Origin of the sequence: Clostridium pasteurianum BC1, from assembly GCF_000389635.1 — a bacterium.
GTDB classification, from domain to species: domain Bacteria; phylum Bacillota; class Clostridia; order Clostridiales; family Clostridiaceae; genus Clostridium_I; species Clostridium_I pasteurianum_A.
Genome location: NC_021182.1, coordinates 3,610,785 through 3,628,874, shown reverse-complemented (window position 1 = coordinate 3,628,874; position 18,090 = coordinate 3,610,785). Strand labels below are relative to the sequence as shown.

Sequence of the window (18,090 nt, the reverse complement as noted above, 5' to 3'; positions counted from 1 at the left end):
AATGAAAAAAAGATTATTAACTTTGCTTGCTTCTGTTGCAACTGTAGTTGCTGCTGTGGTAGCTTCATCAGCATGCTTTATATTTTTTTATCAGCCAGAAGAACCAAAATGCTTAAGAGAAGAGTAAAGAGGGGTCGGTTTTACCGGCCTTACTATTTTTAGATTAATATAAGGTAGTGAAAGTATGAATAAAATTGATAATAAAAGAAAGCAGATAAATGATATAGTATCTGTAGTAAAATTAACTTCGCTATTATTTTCAGGTATGGGATTCTATAACTTTATTTTTAATAAGTATAAAATAAATATAAGTAATTTTAATTATACATTAACAATAGATGTAATCTTATTTGGAGTACTTGTATTAACTCTGGTTTACTCTATATGGGCATTTTCTACCACTAAGAAATTTAATGAAAAATACGTTGCTAGAATTCAGATAATTGAAAATTATTCATTTGTTTTAATATTCTTTGTTATTGTATTTCTTACAGGTGCACATAAAAGTGAATTTAAATTTTTATTTTTATTTATTATAATAACCACGACTATACAATCTGGAATAAAGCAAGGAGTAATAATTGCCTGTATTTCTTCAATCATAGTATTAATAGTAGACCTAGTATATGGTCCCTATTCAGGTGAAAATATATATTTTGAAAAAGATTTGATAATGGCGGGTGTTTTTATACTTACAGCATGGCCTCTTGGGTTCTATGTAAAAACTGAAAGTGACCATATCAAGAAACTTGAAAGCCTGGCAAATGAAGATGGACTTACTGAAGTGTACAACCATAGGTATTTTCACGAGGCTTTAAGAGAGAAAGTAACATCATATGAAAAGGATAATAAGCCTATTTCGTTGATATTTATAGATATAGATCATTTCAAAAATTATAATGACTTATATGGACATCAAAAGGGTGATGAGGTGCTTAAAATTATAGGATTATTGTTAAAGAACAATGTGAGAGATGGGGATGTTGCAGCAAGATATGGTGGAGAGGAATTTGCTATTATACTGCCTGATACCTCAGAAGAGGATGGAATAAAAATAGCTGAAAATATAAGATGTAAAATTGAGGAGACTCATTTTGATGGTGAAGAAAATCAGCCAAAAGGGAAGCTAACTGCCTCAATAGGGATATCTACTTTTCCTGATAAAGCTAAGAGTGATGTTGAACTTATAAAGAGCGCAGATGATGCACTTTATAGAGCTAAATTCTTTAATAAAAACAGAGTTGAAACCTATCATTCTATACTGGATGAGTTAAAAGAGGACATAGAAGATAGGCATATAGATCTTGTTACGTCTATAAAGACATTAATAAGTGTTATTAATGCAAAAGATAGATATACTTACGGTCATGTTGAAAGGGTAGTTATTTATAGCAGATTACTTGCAGATAAACTTAAACTTAGTGAGGAAGATAAGAAAAAACTAATATATGGAGCTTATATGCATGATATTGGTAAAATCAATATTTCAAAAGAAATTTTGATTAAAAAGATGCCATTGACTAAAGAACAATGGGAAATATTAAAGCAGCACCCGGAAAATGGAGTGGAAATTATAAAGCCTGTTGAATCACTGAAGAATATTTCTCCACTAATATTACATCACCATGAAAGATATGATGGGAAGGGTTATCCTGGAAACCTAAAAGGAGAGAATATACCCTATCTTGCCAGGGCTTTGACAGTTGTGGATAGTTTTGATGCCATGACATCTAACAGGCCATATTCAAAGGTAAAAACTTATGACGAAGCAATGGGAGAATTAAAGAAATGCAGCGGTACTCAATTTGATCCTTCTATTGCTAATGCATTTATAGAAGTTATTAAAGAAAATAAAGATAATATTAATTATTAAAAAAAGAGGGGCTGTTTCACAATATATCTATACATTGTGAAGCAGCTTCTTAACTATTTTACTACTAAAAATAATTATTAAAATCTGATTTTTAACAAATAAATGAGGACGTTCTCAAATTTAATGAATATTTATTCCTTTTGAGGCAGCCCCACTTAAGTTGTAATACAAATATGAATTAGTTATAATAATTATGTGAGTAAGATAAATTAATAATTTTAAATTTCTGAAAAACAAATTTTATTACAAATAAAGTATTAAAAATTAGTAGTTAATTAAAAATAATAGAGGGATGATTAATATGAGTTATAGTGTTTTTTTACCAAGTTACAGTATAGGAACAGATGTTTATGATAAAATAAAGGAACTCTGTCCAAGTTACGGTAAAACTGTAGTTGTTATTGGTGGCAAAACTGCTATGGAAAAAGCAAAGGAAAAGATAAAAACTGCTGTTAAAGACAGCACACTTGAAATTCTGGATTTCATTTGGTATGGCGGAGACTCTTCTTTTGAAAATGTTGAAATGTTAAAAGAGAATCCTTTAGCACATAAAGCAGATATGATATTTGCTGTTGGTGGTGGTCGTGCGATAGATACTTGTAAAGTGCTTGCGCATCATTTAAATAAACCTATATTTACCTTTCCTACCATTGCTTCCAACTGTGCACCTTGTACATCCGTATGTGTTATGTATGATAATAAAGGTGTTTTTAAAGAGTTGTATTTTAGAGATAAACCAGCTAATCACACTTTTATATGTACCCAAATAATTGCAGAAGCACCTAAAGTATTTCTATGGGCAGGTATTGGTGATGCTTTAAGCAAAAAATATGAATGCACTTTTTCCTCTCGTAATGATGAACTTGAGCATTTCAATGCATTAGGAGTTCAAATTAGTAAAATATGTACGGAGCCTTTGTTGAAGAATGGTAAAAAGGCTTTAGAGGACTGCAAAGCAAATATTGCAAGTTATGAATTAGAACAGGTTGCTCTTGACATTATTATTAGTACAGGGCTTGTTTCCAATCTTGTTATTAATGATTACAATAGCTGTCTTGCTCATTCTATATACTATGGTATGACAGTATTAAAACAGATTGAAAAAAATCACTTACATGGAGAAGTTGTTGCCTATGGCGTATTGGTATTGCTATTGTGCGATAAACAATTTGATGAACTAGATAAAGTGTACAAGTTCTGCAGGAGTGTAGGTTTACCAACAAGACTTGCAGATCTGGAGGTTACAAAAGAGGAACTGGAACCAGTAATCAATAAAGCCTCACAAACAGGAGATATAGTTCATGTACCTTATGAAATTACTTATAAAATGATAGAGGATTCAATCTTGGAATTGGAGAAATATGATTATAAATATACAAAAGCCTTGTAAATCACACTTAGATTTTTACATTTGTGAAAACTAAGGGGGTGTAGATTATGAATAAAAAAATTTTGATTCCCATACCAGATGAAGGTTTCTGTCCTACAGAAGTAGCTGTAGCATGGAGGGATTTTTATGAAAATGGATTTCAAGTTACTTTTAGTACGGAGACAGGTAAAATAGGAAAAGCTGATCCGCTACTTTTAAGTGGTGTTATTTTTGGTAAATTAGGAGCAAAACCAGAAGCAATAAGCGCCTATGAACAACTTAATGAGGCCTCTGAATTTCTTAAACCTATTCAATATTCAGATATTACTGTTAATGATTATGACTGCATTTATTTACCGGGTGGACATGCAAAGGAAATGCGTCAGTATTTAGAAAGTGAAATATTAAGAGAAAAAGTATTGAGTTTTTATAAACAAAAGAAATTAATAGGAGCTATTTGTCATGGACCTATTATACTTGCAAGAACAATTGATCCAAAAACAGGCAAAAGTATTTTATATGGCCATAAAATCAGTGCTTTGCCAAAAATATTAGAGAGAGGTGCATATTACGCTACCTTCTGGAAACTTGGAACCTACTATCGTACATATCCTGAATATGTAGAAGATGAAATAATTAGGGTATTAAAAAATAAGAAGGATTTTATAAGGGGAAAATCCTTGACTAATCCTTTTTGCGTTGAAGATAACCAAATTATCTCAGCACGTTGGCCCGTTGATGTACATTTTATTTGTAAGGTCATAGTAAAAAGATTAACAGAAAGTTAATTAAAGACATTATTAAAAAATTATTGTTGTAAATTACAATAGCTTTTAGTAATGTTTTTTAGTATATACATAAATTAAAAAATAAATTTATATAAAAAAATCATAGAATATGAAATTTAATTTCATATAAAAAGTGTTGACGAAAAAATAATATTATACTATTATGAATTATAGAATATAAATAGAATTTTTAGATTAAGGAGGAAAAACAGTTGAATGGTGACGATTTAAAAAAAGAATGTGCAAAAGAAGCTCTAAAATATATAAAAACAGATACAGTAATAGGTCTTGGTGGAGGTAGTACTATATCTCATCTAATAGGCTATATAAAGGAAAACAAAGCTTTAAAAGTTAAGGTGGTTACGCCTTCCTTTAAAACGAAATTGCTTTGTATAGAAAATGGATTAGAAGTTTTGCATACTTTTTCTGTGGATAAAGTATCAGTGGCCTTTGATGGTTGTGATGAAGTGGATGAAAATTTAAATGCATTAAAAAGTGGTGGTGGAATTCATACTAGGGAAAAATTAATTGCAAGTATGTCTGAAAATTATATACTACTTGTAGATAAAGCTAAATTTTCAAAAACATTAACCTTTAAACATCCAGTAGTATTGGAAGCCATACCAGATTCTTTGAAATATGTTGAAAGAAAGGTTAAAGAATTAGGTGGAATACCAACACTTAGAACCAGCAGTGCTAAGGATGGAGGAACGATAACTGAAAGTGGAAATTTCCTGATTGATGTAGCTTTTAAGGATGTAAAAAATATTGAAAAACTTGAACAGGACTTAAATGATATTACTGGAGTTATTGATATTTCCTTATTTACTAAAGTAGTTACTAAGGTTTTAATTACTGATGAAGAAGGTACTAGAGTAATTTCTAAAAATTGATTAGACTTATACTGAGATAACTAATTTGAGCTTAATGAGAGAAGTGACTTTCATTAAGCTCAAATTTTTTTATAATTAGTGCTTTTTTATGTATATAGGTTGCAATTAAAATTATACATTTTATTAAATTTAGGATAGTCCCTTTTAAATTTCCTATGTTAGCTTGCATATAATTGGGAACGATATCAATTACATTTTAAAATTGACTAGTATAATAAGGTAAATGTTGAGGAATTTTATTATTGATGAATACATCATAAGAGTGGGGAGAAATGTAATATGAGAAGCTTCATAGAACTAAAAAATGTGAAGAAAAGTTATAACATGGGAGAAGTAGTTATTAAGGCTGTGGACGATGTTTCCTTCTCTATAAATAAGGGAGAATTTGTAATAGTGCTTGGTGCTAGTGGAGCAGGAAAATCTACTATACTCAATCTACTAGGAGGCATGGATCATATCACCGAAGGAAGTATTTATGTAGATGGAAATGAAATAAGTAAATATAATAAAAAAATGTTAACAAAATATAGAAGAGAAGATATAGGCTTTGTGTTTCAGTTTTATAATTTAGTGCAAAATTTAAATGCAGTAGAAAATGTAGAGTTAGCAGCAGAAATATGTAAAAATCCAATGGAAGCGGTACAGGTACTTAGAAATGTTGGTCTGAAAGATAGATTACATAATTTTCCTTCACAGCTTTCAGGAGGAGAGCAGCAAAGAGTATCCATAGCTAGAGCATTGGCTAAAAATCCAAAACTGTTACTATGTGATGAGCCTACAGGAGCTTTGGATTATAATACAGGTAAGGCTATACTGAAATTATTAGTTGATACATCACAAAAATATAATATGACTGTAATAGTTATAACTCATAATTCGGCTATAGCACCAATAGCAGATAAAGTAATAACTGTGAAAAGTGGTAAGGTTGAAAATATAGAAAAAAATCCAAATCCAGTATCCATAGAAAGCATAGAGTGGTAATTATGAAAAAGACGGTTTTAAAAAATTTATTTAGAGATATAAAAAAGACTTTTTCAAGGTTTTTATCAATAGTAATAATCATAACTGTTGGTGTATCTTTTTATGCAGGGGTAAGAGCTACTAGTCCGGATATGAAAAAGTCAGGAGATTATTATTTTTATAAAAATAATCTTATGGATTTTAAAGTCATTTCTACCCTTGGCATTACTAAAGATGATATAGCGGAAATTGAAAAGTTAAATGGTGTAACAAAGGCAGATGGTTCTTATTCTATGGATGGAGTAGTTGAAAAGGATAACCGTTCAATAGTACTTAATGTTAATTCATTACCCAAAGAAGATAGTATGAATAAAATAAATATTCTTAAGGGGAGAACAGCTAAAAATGATAGAGAAGCTGTAGTTGAAGAAAAATTTCTTGAGAAATATAAATCTAAAATAGGTGATAAAATAGTACTTCAATCTGATAATGATAGTGATATAAAAGATAAGCTTAAGAATAATGAATTTCAAATTGTAGGTACAGCAGAGTCACCACTGTATATTTCTGCTCAGAGGCAGCTGAGTTCTGTAGGAGATGGGGATGTAAACGGGTTTGTATACATAATTCCTGAGGATTTTAAAAGTGATGTCTATACAGAGATGTATGTGAGATGTAATAGTGAGGAATCTAAAGCTAGTCTTTTAAGTAATGATAAATATAAAAATGTAACATCCGGAATAGAAAAAGAGCTTGAGGGTATAGGGATTAAAAGGAATGAAATAAGATATGCTCAGGTTTTAAGGGACGCTAATGATAAAATACAAGCAGCGGAAGATAAACTAGGAAATTCAAGGCGAGAAGCAGAAGATAAAATTGCAGAGGGACATAGACAGCTAGATGACGCAAAAGTCAAATTAGAACAGGGAAAATCAGAGTTTCAAGAAAATCAAATTAGTTTTGATAAAAAAATATCCTATGGTGAAAAACAAATATCTCAGGGCAAAAGTCAAATTGAAGCTGCAGAGAATGAGATAAATTCAAATACAGTAGATATACAAAATGGCAGGCTACAACTTGCTAAGGCCAAAAATCAGCTTACTGAAGCTGAAAATAAGTTAAATGCAGGTAAACAGCAAGCTGCTGCTAGCATATCAGAAGGAATGGAAGTAAAAGTGGCAGAAGCAAAAAAGTATATGGATTCTTTACCAATTAATCCAGTATATATAGCGCAATATAATTCTTTAAATGAAATTTATGAGAAAGACATAAAGGGAAAAGACTTTGACAATATGTATGATGCTTTAAATAATGATGGAGCCGTAAAACAGCTTAATGAATATTTTGATATAAAGAGTTTAAAGATTACTTTTGATAAAGCCTATTTGGATATAAGTTCAGGTAGGAAGCAAATAACTGCTAAGAATAAGCTGCTACAGGATGGAGAGGCAAGGCTTGCAGCAGGAAGAGCGGAGATTGAGGAAAATAAAAAAAAGATAGCTGATTCAGAGAGAGAGCTCAATAAAGAAAAAAAAGAGGGAATTATAAAGCTCAATGACGCAAATGCACAGCTTGTAGAGGGGCAAAAAATTATTGATGAAAATACTCAAAGGTTAAATAGTGAGGAGTCAAAAACAAATTCACAGATTAACTCTGGAGAAGCCCAGCTTCAGCGTAATAGAGATAAAATTAAGAATATAAAAAAGCCAGAATGGTACGTGCTTGGAAGGACTCTTAATGTAGGCTATGAAAATTACAGGCAGGATAGTCATAGAATTGATAATATAGGAAAGGCATTTCCACTAATATTTTTCTTAGTAGCTGCTTTGGTTAGTCTTACAACTATGGCCAGAATGGTTCAAGAAAATAGAATTGAGATTGGAACATTTAAGGCCCTGGGATATTCTAGACTTGCTATAGTTTCCCATTATTTAATATATTCACTTTTAGCTAGTGTCATAGGCAGTGTAATAGGAATATCCTTTGGTTTCAGATTATTTCCACCACTTATAATGAATGCTTATAGTTCTCTTTACACAATTCCTTATGCATTAATACCATTTAACACAAAACTTGCAGTAGAGTCATCCTTAATAGCTGTATTATTTACAAGCTTAGCAGCTATAGCAGCAACCTTAAGTGAACTAAGAGAGGTACCAGCTTCATTAATGAGACCAAAGCCTCCAAAATCAGGTAAAGTTATATTATTAGAGAAAATAACTTTTTTATGGAAAAGACTTAGTTTTACAAGAAAAGTTACTGCAAGAAATATATTTAGATATAAACAGAGATTTTTTATGACAGTAATAGGAATAGCTGCTTGCACAGGCTTGATGATAACGGGTTTTGGACTTAAAGAAGGCATAACAGGTGCTATGAATAAGCAGTTTAGTGAGATATATAAATATAATATGCAGGCTAGTTTTATTAAAAGTATAGATAGTGGAGAAAAAAATAATATAAAGAATAAGATTATTAAAGATAATAATATGAAGTCTATACTATTTACTTATTCAAAAAATGCTTCTGTAAATAAAAAATCTGGTAGTGAAGATGTTTATATAATAGTACCTGAAAACAAAGGTAATCTTAATAAATATATAAATCTTACTATGAAAAACAATAGTTTAAAACTTGAAGATAATGGTGTAATAATTACTGAAAAGCTTTCTAAACTTATAAATAAAAAAATAGGGGATAGCTTTCAAATTACCATAAATAGTAAAGTGATAAATGCTAAAATATCGGCTATAACGGAGCAGTATGTTCAGCATTATATTTATATAAGTTCTGATTACTATAAAAAAATCGCTGGAGAAGATATACAATTTAATAGTTTTTATGGACTCCTAAAGGATACTTCAAACAGTGCACAAAATAATACATCAAAAATATTAACTGATATAGACGGCATAGGATCCGTAAGCTTTAAAAATAATCTTCAAGTGAATTTTAATAAAGGTATAAATAGTATAAATTCAGTAGTATTGGTGCTTATAGTATCAGCAGGAATTTTAGCTTTTGTGGTAATATATAATCTTACAAATATAAATATTAATGAAAGAAAAAGAGAACTAGCTACCATAAAGGTCTTAGGATTTTACAATAATGAATTGGCATTTTACATATACAGGGAAAATATAATATTAACCATTATAGGTAGTTTAGTAGGAATAATATATGGAATTCTCATTAATAGGCTTATAATAAGTACTGCAGAAACAAATGTAATGATGTTTTTAAAGACAATTAATCCAATTTACCTTTTGTATTCTGCTATGCTTACAATATTGTTTTCCTTTGTAGTGAATTTAGTGATGTATAGAAGATTTGACAGAATAGATATGATAGAGTCACTTAAAAATGCAGAATAAAATTTTGTTTTTCAATTAATAGTATTTATAGATATATAAGAAGCTGTGCATAGAAGGCAGCTTTTAACTATTCTGATATTAAAAATAAGTATTAGAAGATGATTTTTAATAATTAAATAAGCCATTCTCAAATTTACTTAATATTTATTCCTTTTGAGAGGGCCTTATTTGCGTTGTATAAATTTATAAAATATTACTTTTATTTAGTAAAAATAAATACAAATATACACATTAATTTGATTGTTAACTATTTTTTTAAATTTTTATCAAAAACTTAACATAAATATGTAGTCAAAAGGCACCTATATAAATATTATTATATTAGGAGTATAAAGAAAGAGGGATTAAAGGTGATAATAAATACACATATATTATTTTCTAAAATTGTATATAAACATTGTTTAAAAGAACTAAATTTTAAATTAAACAAAAATATTTTTATGTATGGAAATATTAAGCCTGACATTTCTCCTGATACCTTTAAAAGTTCCCATACTTTAAAGGATAGTATAGGTATTGTGTCTGAATATTTTAATGAATTATCTAATAATAAATTAGATATTAAGCAGTTCTCAATGATTCTAGGGATGATATGCCATTATACAGCAGACTATTTTTGTATATATCATACTGAAGAATATAATAAAAAAAATATTTTTAAACATATAGTCTATGAAATAGCTCTTCATGTTAATCTAAGAATTCTTCTTATAAAAGGTAAACTAAAAATAATTGATAGCAGAAGTATACCTCAAAGAAATGTAGTATCAATTATTTTTAATATGCAGGAAAAGTATTTTCAAAAAAAGAGGTGTTTTTTGACGGATATAATTTATGCGCTATCAACCATCACTATGGTAACAGAATCAATAATTTATTTTAATATTAATGAATTTGAAAATATAGAAACCTATAAACTATCAAAAAATATAGGAGGGATAATATGAAGATAGCTGTTTTTACAGATACTTTTTTGCCTCAGATAAATGGAGTTACTAATACCTTAAATAATCTTATGGAATATTATGAAGCAAATAATATTGAATATTTAATATTCGCACCAGATAATGATATAAGGAAGAACGAAAATTATAATATACAAAGATTCTTTAGCATAAAATTTTTTCTCTATCCAGAATGTAGAATAGCTTTTCCAAATGCATTTAGATTAAATACCTCATTGTCTAGTTTTAAACCAGATATAATACAAATTATGACTGAGTTTAACATAGGGAGAGCAGGATTGAGGTATGGAAAAAAACATGGAATACCAACTATTTCTAATTATACAACCAATTTTTCACAGTACTTAAATTATTATAATTTAGATTTTTTAAATAATTATATATGGAATTATATGAGATGGTTTCACAATCAAAATGATTTAACTTTATGTCCATCAGAGGAAATAAGAAGGTCTCTTAAAAAGGAAGGAATATCAAATACAGGTATTTTTTCAAGAGGTATAGATTCTAAAAGCTTCAATCCAAAGCTAAGAAGTGAAGAGTTAAGGAATCAGCTTGGTATCAATGATAAATTAGTGTTTTTATATGTAGGAAGAGTTTCACCTGAGAAGGATTTAGATATTTTAATTGATGCTTATAAAGAAATTTTTGAGAAATATAGAGATAAGATAGCTCTCATTATAACTGGAGAAGGTCCATACTTAGAAAAGTGTAAGAATGATTTTCCTAAAGGTACCATATTTACTGGCTTTAAGAAGGGAAAAGAATTGGCACAAATTTATGCATCTAGTGATGTTTTTGTTTTTCCTTCCTCTACAGAAACCTTTGGGAATGTAGTACTTGAAGCTATGGCTTCTGGTATTCCAGTTATAGGTGCTGATGCTGGTGGAGTTAAAGAGATTATTAAACATGGAGTTAATGGTCTTAAGTTTAAGGCAAGGAATGTTAACGAACTAATTAACTCTATGGCAGAATTAATTCAAAATAAAGATTTAAGGAATACATTAAAGATAAATGGCAGGAACACTGGATTAAATAGATCATGGAATAAAGTTTTTCATGGGCTTATGGATAATTATAATGACGTTTTAATTAGCAAAAAGAACAATAGTGTTATTAGTGCTTGATATGTTTTAAAGAAAGCATTAGTATAATGGTCATAGCATAGGCAGTGGATACATTAGGAATATAAATATAACATATATCTGAAAGTTTTTATATAAGAGAATTTTTACACCTAAGAATAATAATGCTATAAAAACATAATAAGAAAGCACATAGATAGTATAAAAGAAATCTATGTGCTTTTTTCTTCAATAGAAGTAAGGAAATTTTGTTAATTTCCAACAATATAAACTTTTACAGATCTTCTGCCCCAATTATTTGCCTCATCATTTGAAGGTAGAAATAAGTCTATTATATTTCCCTGAATAGCACCACCGGTATCACAGGCAATAGCATATCCATAACCTTCTACGTATACTTTAGAACCTAAAGGTATTACTCTAGGATCTACGGCTATAGTACTGTAGCCATTTGGATTTCTGCTTGTTCTATAACCACTTGCAGTAAAACCATCATCTGAATAAGCAGTAGCTTCCATATCTAGTACTTTTGAGAATCCTATTGGAGAGGAACCACCACGATTTATTGCAATAGGGGAACTTGTACTATTAGGATTGTTGCTAGCTATTTGTTTAGATGCGTTTGCAGCTTGCTGTGCTGCTAATTCTCTTGCCTTTTCTGCGGCTTGTGCAGCAGCTTCTTCTGCTTTTTGTTGTGCTATTAAAGTATTTTCTTTTGAAGTGGCTTGAGCAAGCAATTGATTTTGTTGTTTTATATCATTACTTAGATTAGCTAGAGTAGCTTCATTACTTGATTTTAAAGCTGATAATCTGTTGTTTTCATAATTCAAAGCATCTTTTTGCTTTGTTATGGTATCCTTCTGTTCCTGTAGCTGAGAAGCAAGATTATTATCGTATTTCATTATTGTAGAGATTGAATCTACAGATGATATGAAATCACTCAAAGTTTTAGAACCTAGAATTACGTCCAAATAGTTACTGCCGCCACCACTTATATATAGCGCTCTCAGCCTCTTTTTAAATAAGTCATCCTGCTCTTTTGAGTGCTCCTCTAGATCTTTCAATTTAGCTTCTGTACTTTTGATATTCTCATCAATTTTATTCATATCACTTTTGTTTTTATCGACACTTTTTATAATATCATCGATTTGTTTATTTAAAGTATTAACTTTTCCCTGTATTTGTTTCTTATTATCTTGAGTTTGTTTTAGTTCAGCTGATTCATCAGTGGTCGGTGCAGCAAATGCATTACTGCTTATGGTGATAGTTAATACTAACATCATAACGATAGACACCGCTTTTTTATTCAATATCCTGTTCCTCCTTAGACTGGTTATCAACCTATTTTTGTGTTTAGAAATTGTTACTGTTTTATATTATAACACAAGATGGTATAAAAATAATGTAAAAAAATGTAAATGAAATTAAAGCATCATTGTAAATATTTTTTTTTGGCAGAAAATATTTTGTTTATAAATTGATTTTTAGTTTTGCGAAGTTCCCATCATAGCTAGTTTTACATAAAAAAAGTATAAGTAGTTTTTGTAATAGAAAAATTAAAAATTATTTAGAAAATAAAATTAATTTTTTTTGTAAAATTAAAATTTTTCTTTAACATACGACATTATATTTAGTGAGTAAACGTTTTCTTAAATTTAATTATATCAATTAGCATTATATATGTCAATATTTTAACTGGAGTAGTATTAAGAGTCTATATTTTCAAACTTGAATAGTAGAACAAAATAATTGACATATCAACTAAATCAGAGGAAGAAATTGACGTAGAAATAGAAGAAATAGTATAGATAATAAAAACACTATGAATTCATAGTGTTTTTATTATCAGATTTATTTATAAGCTTTCACGGGAGATATTTTTATACATGTCTCTGTTTTAATTTACCATATTATTTTTCATTAACATGATTTTTTATAGTTGATGTCCATTGATTGTCAGTAGCTGTTTTTTCTTGTTTATGAGAAGAATTTATTTTTTCTGGTGACTCTTCAGGAATTGATGCCCACTGATTATTAGTAGCTGTTTTTTCTTTCCTTACCATGGATAAAGCCTCCTTTTATTTTTTACAATCAGTAAAAATTATTAATAATTATAGTTTGCTTTAAATAAAAATTTTAATTCAAAGAAATATATGTAAAATGATGTTTTTAAAATAAAAATAGGATACCTAATTTAGATATCCTATTTTTATTTTAAAATTTTAGGTTGATTTTATGGTGGTAATATTATGATAAAAGTTAGCTCATCCATAATTCTTGACAATATATATTTTTTTAAACAATAGTGAGTAAAAATATTTTAACAAAATTAATATAAAATTTGATAGATGAATACTAAAGAATAGATTATTATTAGAAAAATAAGAATACAATTTAAATTTTAAAATTCCTATAACTAGCAACATTTCTATTTGGTGGAATAAAATAAGTATAAAATATGAAAAAAGGGTTATTTTAATAATAGACACAATATACAGAATTTAGAATATTATACCTTTAATAATATAAGGGGGTTATATAATGAAATTTCCCATATTAAGTAAAAATAGTTCTTTAGATGTGGATAATGATAAATATACTCTAGAGGAATTATCTAAAAAGTTAGAGATTGAACAAAAAGAATTGGATAATGCAATAAAAGGTGGAATGAATAAGGGATATATTGCAGAAGAATTATTTGATACTATGCAGATGTGCCTTGGAATGCTTAATAAATTATCTCAAGAAGGTATAGATATGAGAAGGGTAGCACTAAGACATGAGAAAAAATTAATTAAACTTGGATGGCGTTGGAAGGGATATATTGAATTTAACACTATAGTAATGGAGCAGAAAAATCTAAAGAGAATAAATGAAGATTAAAATTATTAAATGTACAATTAATAATTAAAAAATCATCACTATCAAATTGTTATATATAAATTTGATAGTGTTTTTATTTACCTATAAAAATTACAAATTTAAATGAAGTCTTGTATTTATTTGAGTAAAAAAATTTTTAAAGGGAAGTATATAATATTATTTAAAACAGTGGATGTAGTTGAAATTAAGAGAGGATGTGCTGCATAATTATGAATAATAAAGATTACATGGGGAAACTTTTTAAAAATTTTTACGATTTTATTTCTTTAGCTGCTTCCAGGGAGTTAGAATATGTTATTTTTGATGCAAGATATACCACTTACTTTAATAATAAGATGAAAGAGCTATTAAATGATATTAAAAAGCAAGATGAAAAAGATTTGGAATTTTCTATAATGTTTAATACAAAAGGTGAAGTTGCAATTATTGATTCAAAAATTGTAGGCAAATACATAGGAAATTACTATAATATTCAAATGGAACAGTACTATAAAGGTGCAAAGCTTAACAAAATAGTATGGGATATAATAAATGGCAAAGATAAAATAAAGCAAGATTTTATAGTTGTTTCCTATAAAATAATTTATACAGTTTTAAATGAAATATATATGGATATAAAATATAATGGAAGAATTTTAGATGAATATAAAAGTGGATATGGCTTTGGTAATTATATGGGAAAAGACATTTCTATAATCATTATTAGCATATTGATATTAGAAGACATATGCAGTTATATAGGAATTGAAGATAGGATTTTATTGGGATATTTTAAAAAAATATATGATGAAAATATATAGAAATCGACATTAATCTTATTAAAAGTATAAGATTAATAAGATATAAATATATATTATATTGTTTTAAAGAAATATTTATAATAATACTGTCATTTTAAAAGGATAAATAATTATTACCCCATAGCACAAATTGACACTTTTCTCTAGTTATCAGTGTTAGTATAATTTTAACAAGTACTGGGGGGAATATTATAATGGAGATAGTGGATACTTTTAGTAAATCAACGTTAAATGGGGACACTGAATATAAATATGAGTATAGAATAACAAAATCTAATATAATTCTTTATGATTATGGTGTAAATAGTGATGTACAATCCTATGGAATTGAAATTGAAAGAATGGATATTGTAAATGGAAAAACTGTTAATTTAGAAAGAGACGGTGTATATAACATAAGTCCGCAAAGATATAAAGTACAAGAATTAGTGAAATTATTATATAATAACGATGTATCTCCAATAAATGCAATTGAAATTATTGGAGATTATGTTGATGAATATATTGTTGATTTTGATGATGCACTTAAATCAATTTCTATTGGATAGAGAGGGAAACCTCTCTTTCGTTTTTTTATTAATTATATTTTTACAAATAATAGCTTTATCATAGCTTGTCATATATATTATAATAAATTTATCCGATAACTAGTAGCTGTAACACTTCACCGCACTCTGTGAAAGTGATTCACACAAAATCAAAATTTTGGTTCTCTACTTGCACTCTGTGAAAGCGAACAAATACAAAATAAAATTTTGTTTTGCCTGCTTGCACACAGCGAAAGCGATTCACACAAAATCTAAGATTTTGGTTCTCTGCTTTTCTAAAAGGTGGAGATAGCAGCCACACGTTCCTGGATAATTCATCTAAATTTAGTGGGAATGCAAACTCCCACTAAGTAGATCAATTGATAATCAAATTTGAAATAGAATAACATTTGTACAAGCAGTAATATAATATAGGCATATAAAGGTAAATAATATGTTGAAGCTGTGACATATTATTTATGTGACATCTGAAGACAGATTTTGTGAAAAAATTTGTTGCTGATGATGTATGATATAAAATGGACTAACATAACAACCTAATTAGCTATTTTTTAAGATGTCTTAAATGGGAGGATGCTAAATGATATTAGGAGTAGGCGTAGATATAGTAGAGATACAGCGGATAAAAGAAGCTATAGACAAAAATTCATTATTTTTAGAAAAGGTATATACTGAAAATGAAATTGAATATTTAAGAAGTAGAAATTTTAGACCAGAATATGCAGCAGGAAGATTTGCGGCCAAAGAAGCTATAGCAAAGGCTCTTGGAACTGGCTTTATGCAGTTTAGTATTCGTGATATAGAAATAGACAGAAATGTTAAGGGGAAACCATTAGTAGTATTAAAAGGTAAGGCAAAGCAAATAGCAAATAAATTTGGAAAGTATAAAATACATTTAAGTATATCTCATAGCAAAGAAAATGCAATAGCATATGCTGTTTTAGAGGTGATTTAATTGAAGTTTGCATCAAGTGATGTCATGAGAAAAATTGACAGCTATTGTATAAACGAATTAGGTATTTCAGAACTTATCTTAATGGAAAATGCCGCTTTAAAGATTATAAATAATATAGATTTAAAAAATAATATGTCCTTTACTGTAGTTTGTGGTTCTGGAAACAATGGAGGAGATGGACTAGCAGTAGCAAGACATTTAATCTCTCTTGGTAAAGCGGTACAAGTATTTTTTGTTGGTAACATAGATAAAATGAGTGACTCCTGTAAAGTTAATTATTTAATTTTAAAGAATATGAAGATCAATATTATTAATATTATAAGTTTAGAATATATTGAGGCATTGAATTTAGCTGTGGCCCGTTCAGATATTACTATAGATGCACTTCTTGGCACTGGTATAAGTAGAGATGTACAGGGAATCCATACCTTGGTTATATCTGTTATAAATGAAAATACAAATTTCACATTAGCTATAGATGTTCCTTCGGGACTAAATAGTAATAATGGCAATAAAATGGGTAATTGTATTATAAGTAATAAAACTGTAACCTTTGAATTTTATAAGAGTGGATTTTTGAATTATGACTCAGAAAAATATACAGGTGAAATCATAGTTGAAAAAATAGGTATACCACAATTTGTAATAGATAAATATCATGAAGGTGGATTTATTACAGAAAGATATATGTTTAAAGAAAATGTTAAACCTCGAAATAAATATGCTCATAAAGGCAATTATGGAAGAGTTTTAATTTTTGCGGGTTCAAAAAAATATACTGGTGCAGCTTACATATGTACAGAAGGAGCGGTAAGAAGTGGAGCGGGACTTATAACACTATGCTGTGATGAAGATATACTTCAAATTTTAAAAAATAAGCTTGCAGAGGCAATGACTATATCCTCTAAGGATAATGATGGTATAGATAAGCTTTTGTTAAATAGTAATTGTATTGCCATAGGACCTGGAATGGGTAATAATGAAAATACATTTAAAATTGTAAATTATGTATTAAAAGCCAGCAATTGCCCGGTGGTTATAGATGCTGATGGAATAAATGTATTAAGTAATAATTTAGGTATATTGAATAATGTAAAAGTACCTGTAGTATTGACTCCACATTTAGGAGAAATGGCTAGACTTACTGGTTTTTCTATAGAATACATAGAGCAAAATAAAATGAAAGTTGTAAAAGATTTTGCAATAACTTATAAAGTTATTGTGCTCTTAAAGGGGTATAATACTATTATTACTGATGGAAATATAGCTATAGTAAATCCCACAGGTAATAGCTCCATGGCATCTGGGGGGATGGGAGATTGTTTGACAGGAATAATAACTTCATTTATAGCTCAGGGGCAAAAGCCTATTATTGCTGCTATGACAGGTGCATTTTTACATGGATACTGTGGAGAAATGTTGTCAAGAGAAATGTTTAATGTAAGTGCTACTGACATACTAAATAAAATTCCATACATAATAAAAGAATTACAAAATTAATAATTAAATATGAATTCTTGGGACAAGGATTGAATAGTATTAATAATAAGGCATGTGAAAATAAATAGTAAGTCAAAGATGCGACGAATATTTT

At 28.6% G+C, this 18,090-nt stretch carries 16 protein-coding genes; 14 read left to right on the top strand and 2 right to left on the bottom strand.

Going from position 1 to position 18,090, the window contains the following annotated elements:
* Position 1: 1 nt before the first annotated feature.
* The 9 genes from CLOPA_RS17125 to CLOPA_RS17085 all read left to right on the top strand — a co-directional run bounded on the left by CLOPA_RS17125 (position 2) and on the right by CLOPA_RS17085 (position 11,352).
* Positions 2–127: a cyclic lactone autoinducer peptide gene (locus CLOPA_RS17125; protein ID WP_015616689.1), complete on the top strand. Its 126-nt coding sequence runs from the start codon at positions 2–4 to the stop codon at positions 125–127.
* A gap of 57 nt (positions 128–184) precedes the next feature.
* Entirely contained in the window at positions 185–1,873 is a 1,689-nt protein-coding gene (locus tag CLOPA_RS17120; RefSeq protein WP_015616688.1) for a bifunctional diguanylate cyclase/phosphohydrolase, read from the top strand.
* 301 nt (positions 1,874–2,174) lie between these two features.
* Positions 2,175–3,263, top strand: coding sequence for an iron-containing alcohol dehydrogenase family protein (locus tag CLOPA_RS17115; RefSeq protein WP_015616687.1), 1,089 nt, complete (start codon positions 2,175–2,177; stop codon positions 3,261–3,263).
* Positions 3,264–3,310: 47 nt separating this feature from the next.
* On the top strand, positions 3,311–4,030 hold the full coding sequence (locus CLOPA_RS17110; RefSeq protein WP_015616686.1) for a type 1 glutamine amidotransferase domain-containing protein: 720 nt from the start codon (positions 3,311–3,313) through the stop codon (positions 4,028–4,030).
* Positions 4,031–4,242: 212 nt separating this feature from the next.
* Positions 4,243–4,923 (top strand): ribose 5-phosphate isomerase A, encoded by a 681-nt coding sequence (rpiA, locus tag CLOPA_RS17105; protein ID WP_015616685.1) that lies wholly within the window; start codon positions 4,243–4,245, stop codon positions 4,921–4,923.
* A gap of 279 nt (positions 4,924–5,202) precedes the next feature.
* Positions 5,203–5,907 (top strand): ABC transporter ATP-binding protein, encoded by a 705-nt coding sequence (locus CLOPA_RS17100; RefSeq protein WP_015616684.1) that lies wholly within the window; start codon positions 5,203–5,205, stop codon positions 5,905–5,907.
* A gap of 2 nt (positions 5,908–5,909) precedes the next feature.
* The gene (locus CLOPA_RS17095) at positions 5,910–9,260 is read left to right on the top strand and encodes an ABC transporter permease (RefSeq protein ID WP_015616683.1); all 3,351 of its coding nucleotides are present in this window, start codon (positions 5,910–5,912) and stop codon (positions 9,258–9,260) included.
* 350 nt (positions 9,261–9,610) lie between these two features.
* Entirely contained in the window at positions 9,611–10,207 is a 597-nt protein-coding gene (locus tag CLOPA_RS17090; protein ID WP_015616682.1) for a zinc dependent phospholipase C family protein, read from the top strand.
* Positions 10,204–11,352 (top strand): glycosyltransferase family 4 protein, encoded by a 1,149-nt coding sequence (locus tag CLOPA_RS17085; protein ID WP_015616681.1) that lies wholly within the window; start codon positions 10,204–10,206, stop codon positions 11,350–11,352. Before CLOPA_RS17090 ends, CLOPA_RS17085 begins: the two co-directional genes overlap by 4 nt.
* Before the next feature lie 209 nt (positions 11,353–11,561).
* On the opposite strand, the gene CLOPA_RS17080 is transcribed toward CLOPA_RS17085, so the two are convergent.
* Together CLOPA_RS17080 and CLOPA_RS25675 are read right to left on the bottom strand one after the other, a co-directional pair.
* Entirely contained in the window at positions 11,562–12,620 is a 1,059-nt protein-coding gene (locus tag CLOPA_RS17080; RefSeq protein ID WP_015616680.1) for a 3D domain-containing protein, read from the bottom strand.
* Between the two features lie 600 nt (positions 12,621–13,220).
* A complete protein-coding gene (locus tag CLOPA_RS25675; RefSeq protein ID WP_015616679.1) occupies positions 13,221–13,373 on the bottom strand; it encodes a hypothetical protein in 153 nt (50 codons plus the stop codon).
* A gap of 478 nt (positions 13,374–13,851) precedes the next feature.
* Between CLOPA_RS25675 and CLOPA_RS17075 the strand changes: the two genes are divergently transcribed.
* From CLOPA_RS17075 to CLOPA_RS17055, 5 genes are all read left to right on the top strand, one after another.
* Positions 13,852–14,193, top strand: a complete 342-nt coding sequence (locus tag CLOPA_RS17075; protein WP_015616678.1) for a hypothetical protein — start codon at positions 13,852–13,854, stop codon at positions 14,191–14,193.
* 209 nt (positions 14,194–14,402) lie between these two features.
* Positions 14,403–14,993: a hypothetical protein gene (locus tag CLOPA_RS17070; RefSeq protein WP_015616677.1), complete on the top strand. Its 591-nt coding sequence runs from the start codon at positions 14,403–14,405 to the stop codon at positions 14,991–14,993.
* Between the two features lie 194 nt (positions 14,994–15,187).
* On the top strand, positions 15,188–15,541 hold the full coding sequence (locus CLOPA_RS17065; RefSeq protein ID WP_015616676.1) for a DUF6514 family protein: 354 nt from the start codon (positions 15,188–15,190) through the stop codon (positions 15,539–15,541).
* Positions 15,542–16,121: 580 nt separating this feature from the next.
* Entirely contained in the window at positions 16,122–16,496 is a 375-nt protein-coding gene (gene acpS, locus CLOPA_RS17060) for a holo-ACP synthase (RefSeq protein ID WP_015616675.1), read from the top strand.
* Positions 16,497–17,996, top strand: a complete 1,500-nt coding sequence (locus tag CLOPA_RS17055; RefSeq protein WP_015616674.1) for a bifunctional ADP-dependent NAD(P)H-hydrate dehydratase/NAD(P)H-hydrate epimerase — start codon at positions 16,497–16,499, stop codon at positions 17,994–17,996.
* The last annotated feature ends 94 nt before the right edge of the window (positions 17,997–18,090 follow it).

Coding starts and splice junctions, on each gene's coding strand:
- CLOPA_RS17125 (WP_015616689.1), top strand. CDS start 2: ATGAAAAAAAGATTATTAACTTTGCTTGCTTCTGTTGCAACTGTAGTT.
- CLOPA_RS17120 (WP_015616688.1), top strand. CDS start 185: ATGAATAAAATTGATAATAAAAGAAAGCAGATAAATGATATAGTATCT.
- CLOPA_RS17115 (WP_015616687.1), top strand. CDS start 2,175: ATGAGTTATAGTGTTTTTTTACCAAGTTACAGTATAGGAACAGATGTT.
- CLOPA_RS17110 (WP_015616686.1), top strand. CDS start 3,311: ATGAATAAAAAAATTTTGATTCCCATACCAGATGAAGGTTTCTGTCCT.
- CLOPA_RS17100 (WP_015616684.1), top strand. CDS start 5,203: ATGAGAAGCTTCATAGAACTAAAAAATGTGAAGAAAAGTTATAACATG.
- CLOPA_RS17095 (WP_015616683.1), top strand. CDS start 5,910: ATGAAAAAGACGGTTTTAAAAAATTTATTTAGAGATATAAAAAAGACT.
- CLOPA_RS17085 (WP_015616681.1), top strand. CDS start 10,204: ATGAAGATAGCTGTTTTTACAGATACTTTTTTGCCTCAGATAAATGGA.
- CLOPA_RS25675 (WP_015616679.1), bottom strand. CDS start 13,373: ATGGTAAGGAAAGAAAAAACAGCTACTAATAATCAGTGGGCATCAATT.
- CLOPA_RS17075 (WP_015616678.1), top strand. CDS start 13,852: ATGAAATTTCCCATATTAAGTAAAAATAGTTCTTTAGATGTGGATAAT.
- CLOPA_RS17070 (WP_015616677.1), top strand. CDS start 14,403: ATGAATAATAAAGATTACATGGGGAAACTTTTTAAAAATTTTTACGAT.
- CLOPA_RS17065 (WP_015616676.1), top strand. CDS start 15,188: ATGGAGATAGTGGATACTTTTAGTAAATCAACGTTAAATGGGGACACT.
- acpS (WP_015616675.1), top strand. CDS start 16,122: ATGATATTAGGAGTAGGCGTAGATATAGTAGAGATACAGCGGATAAAA.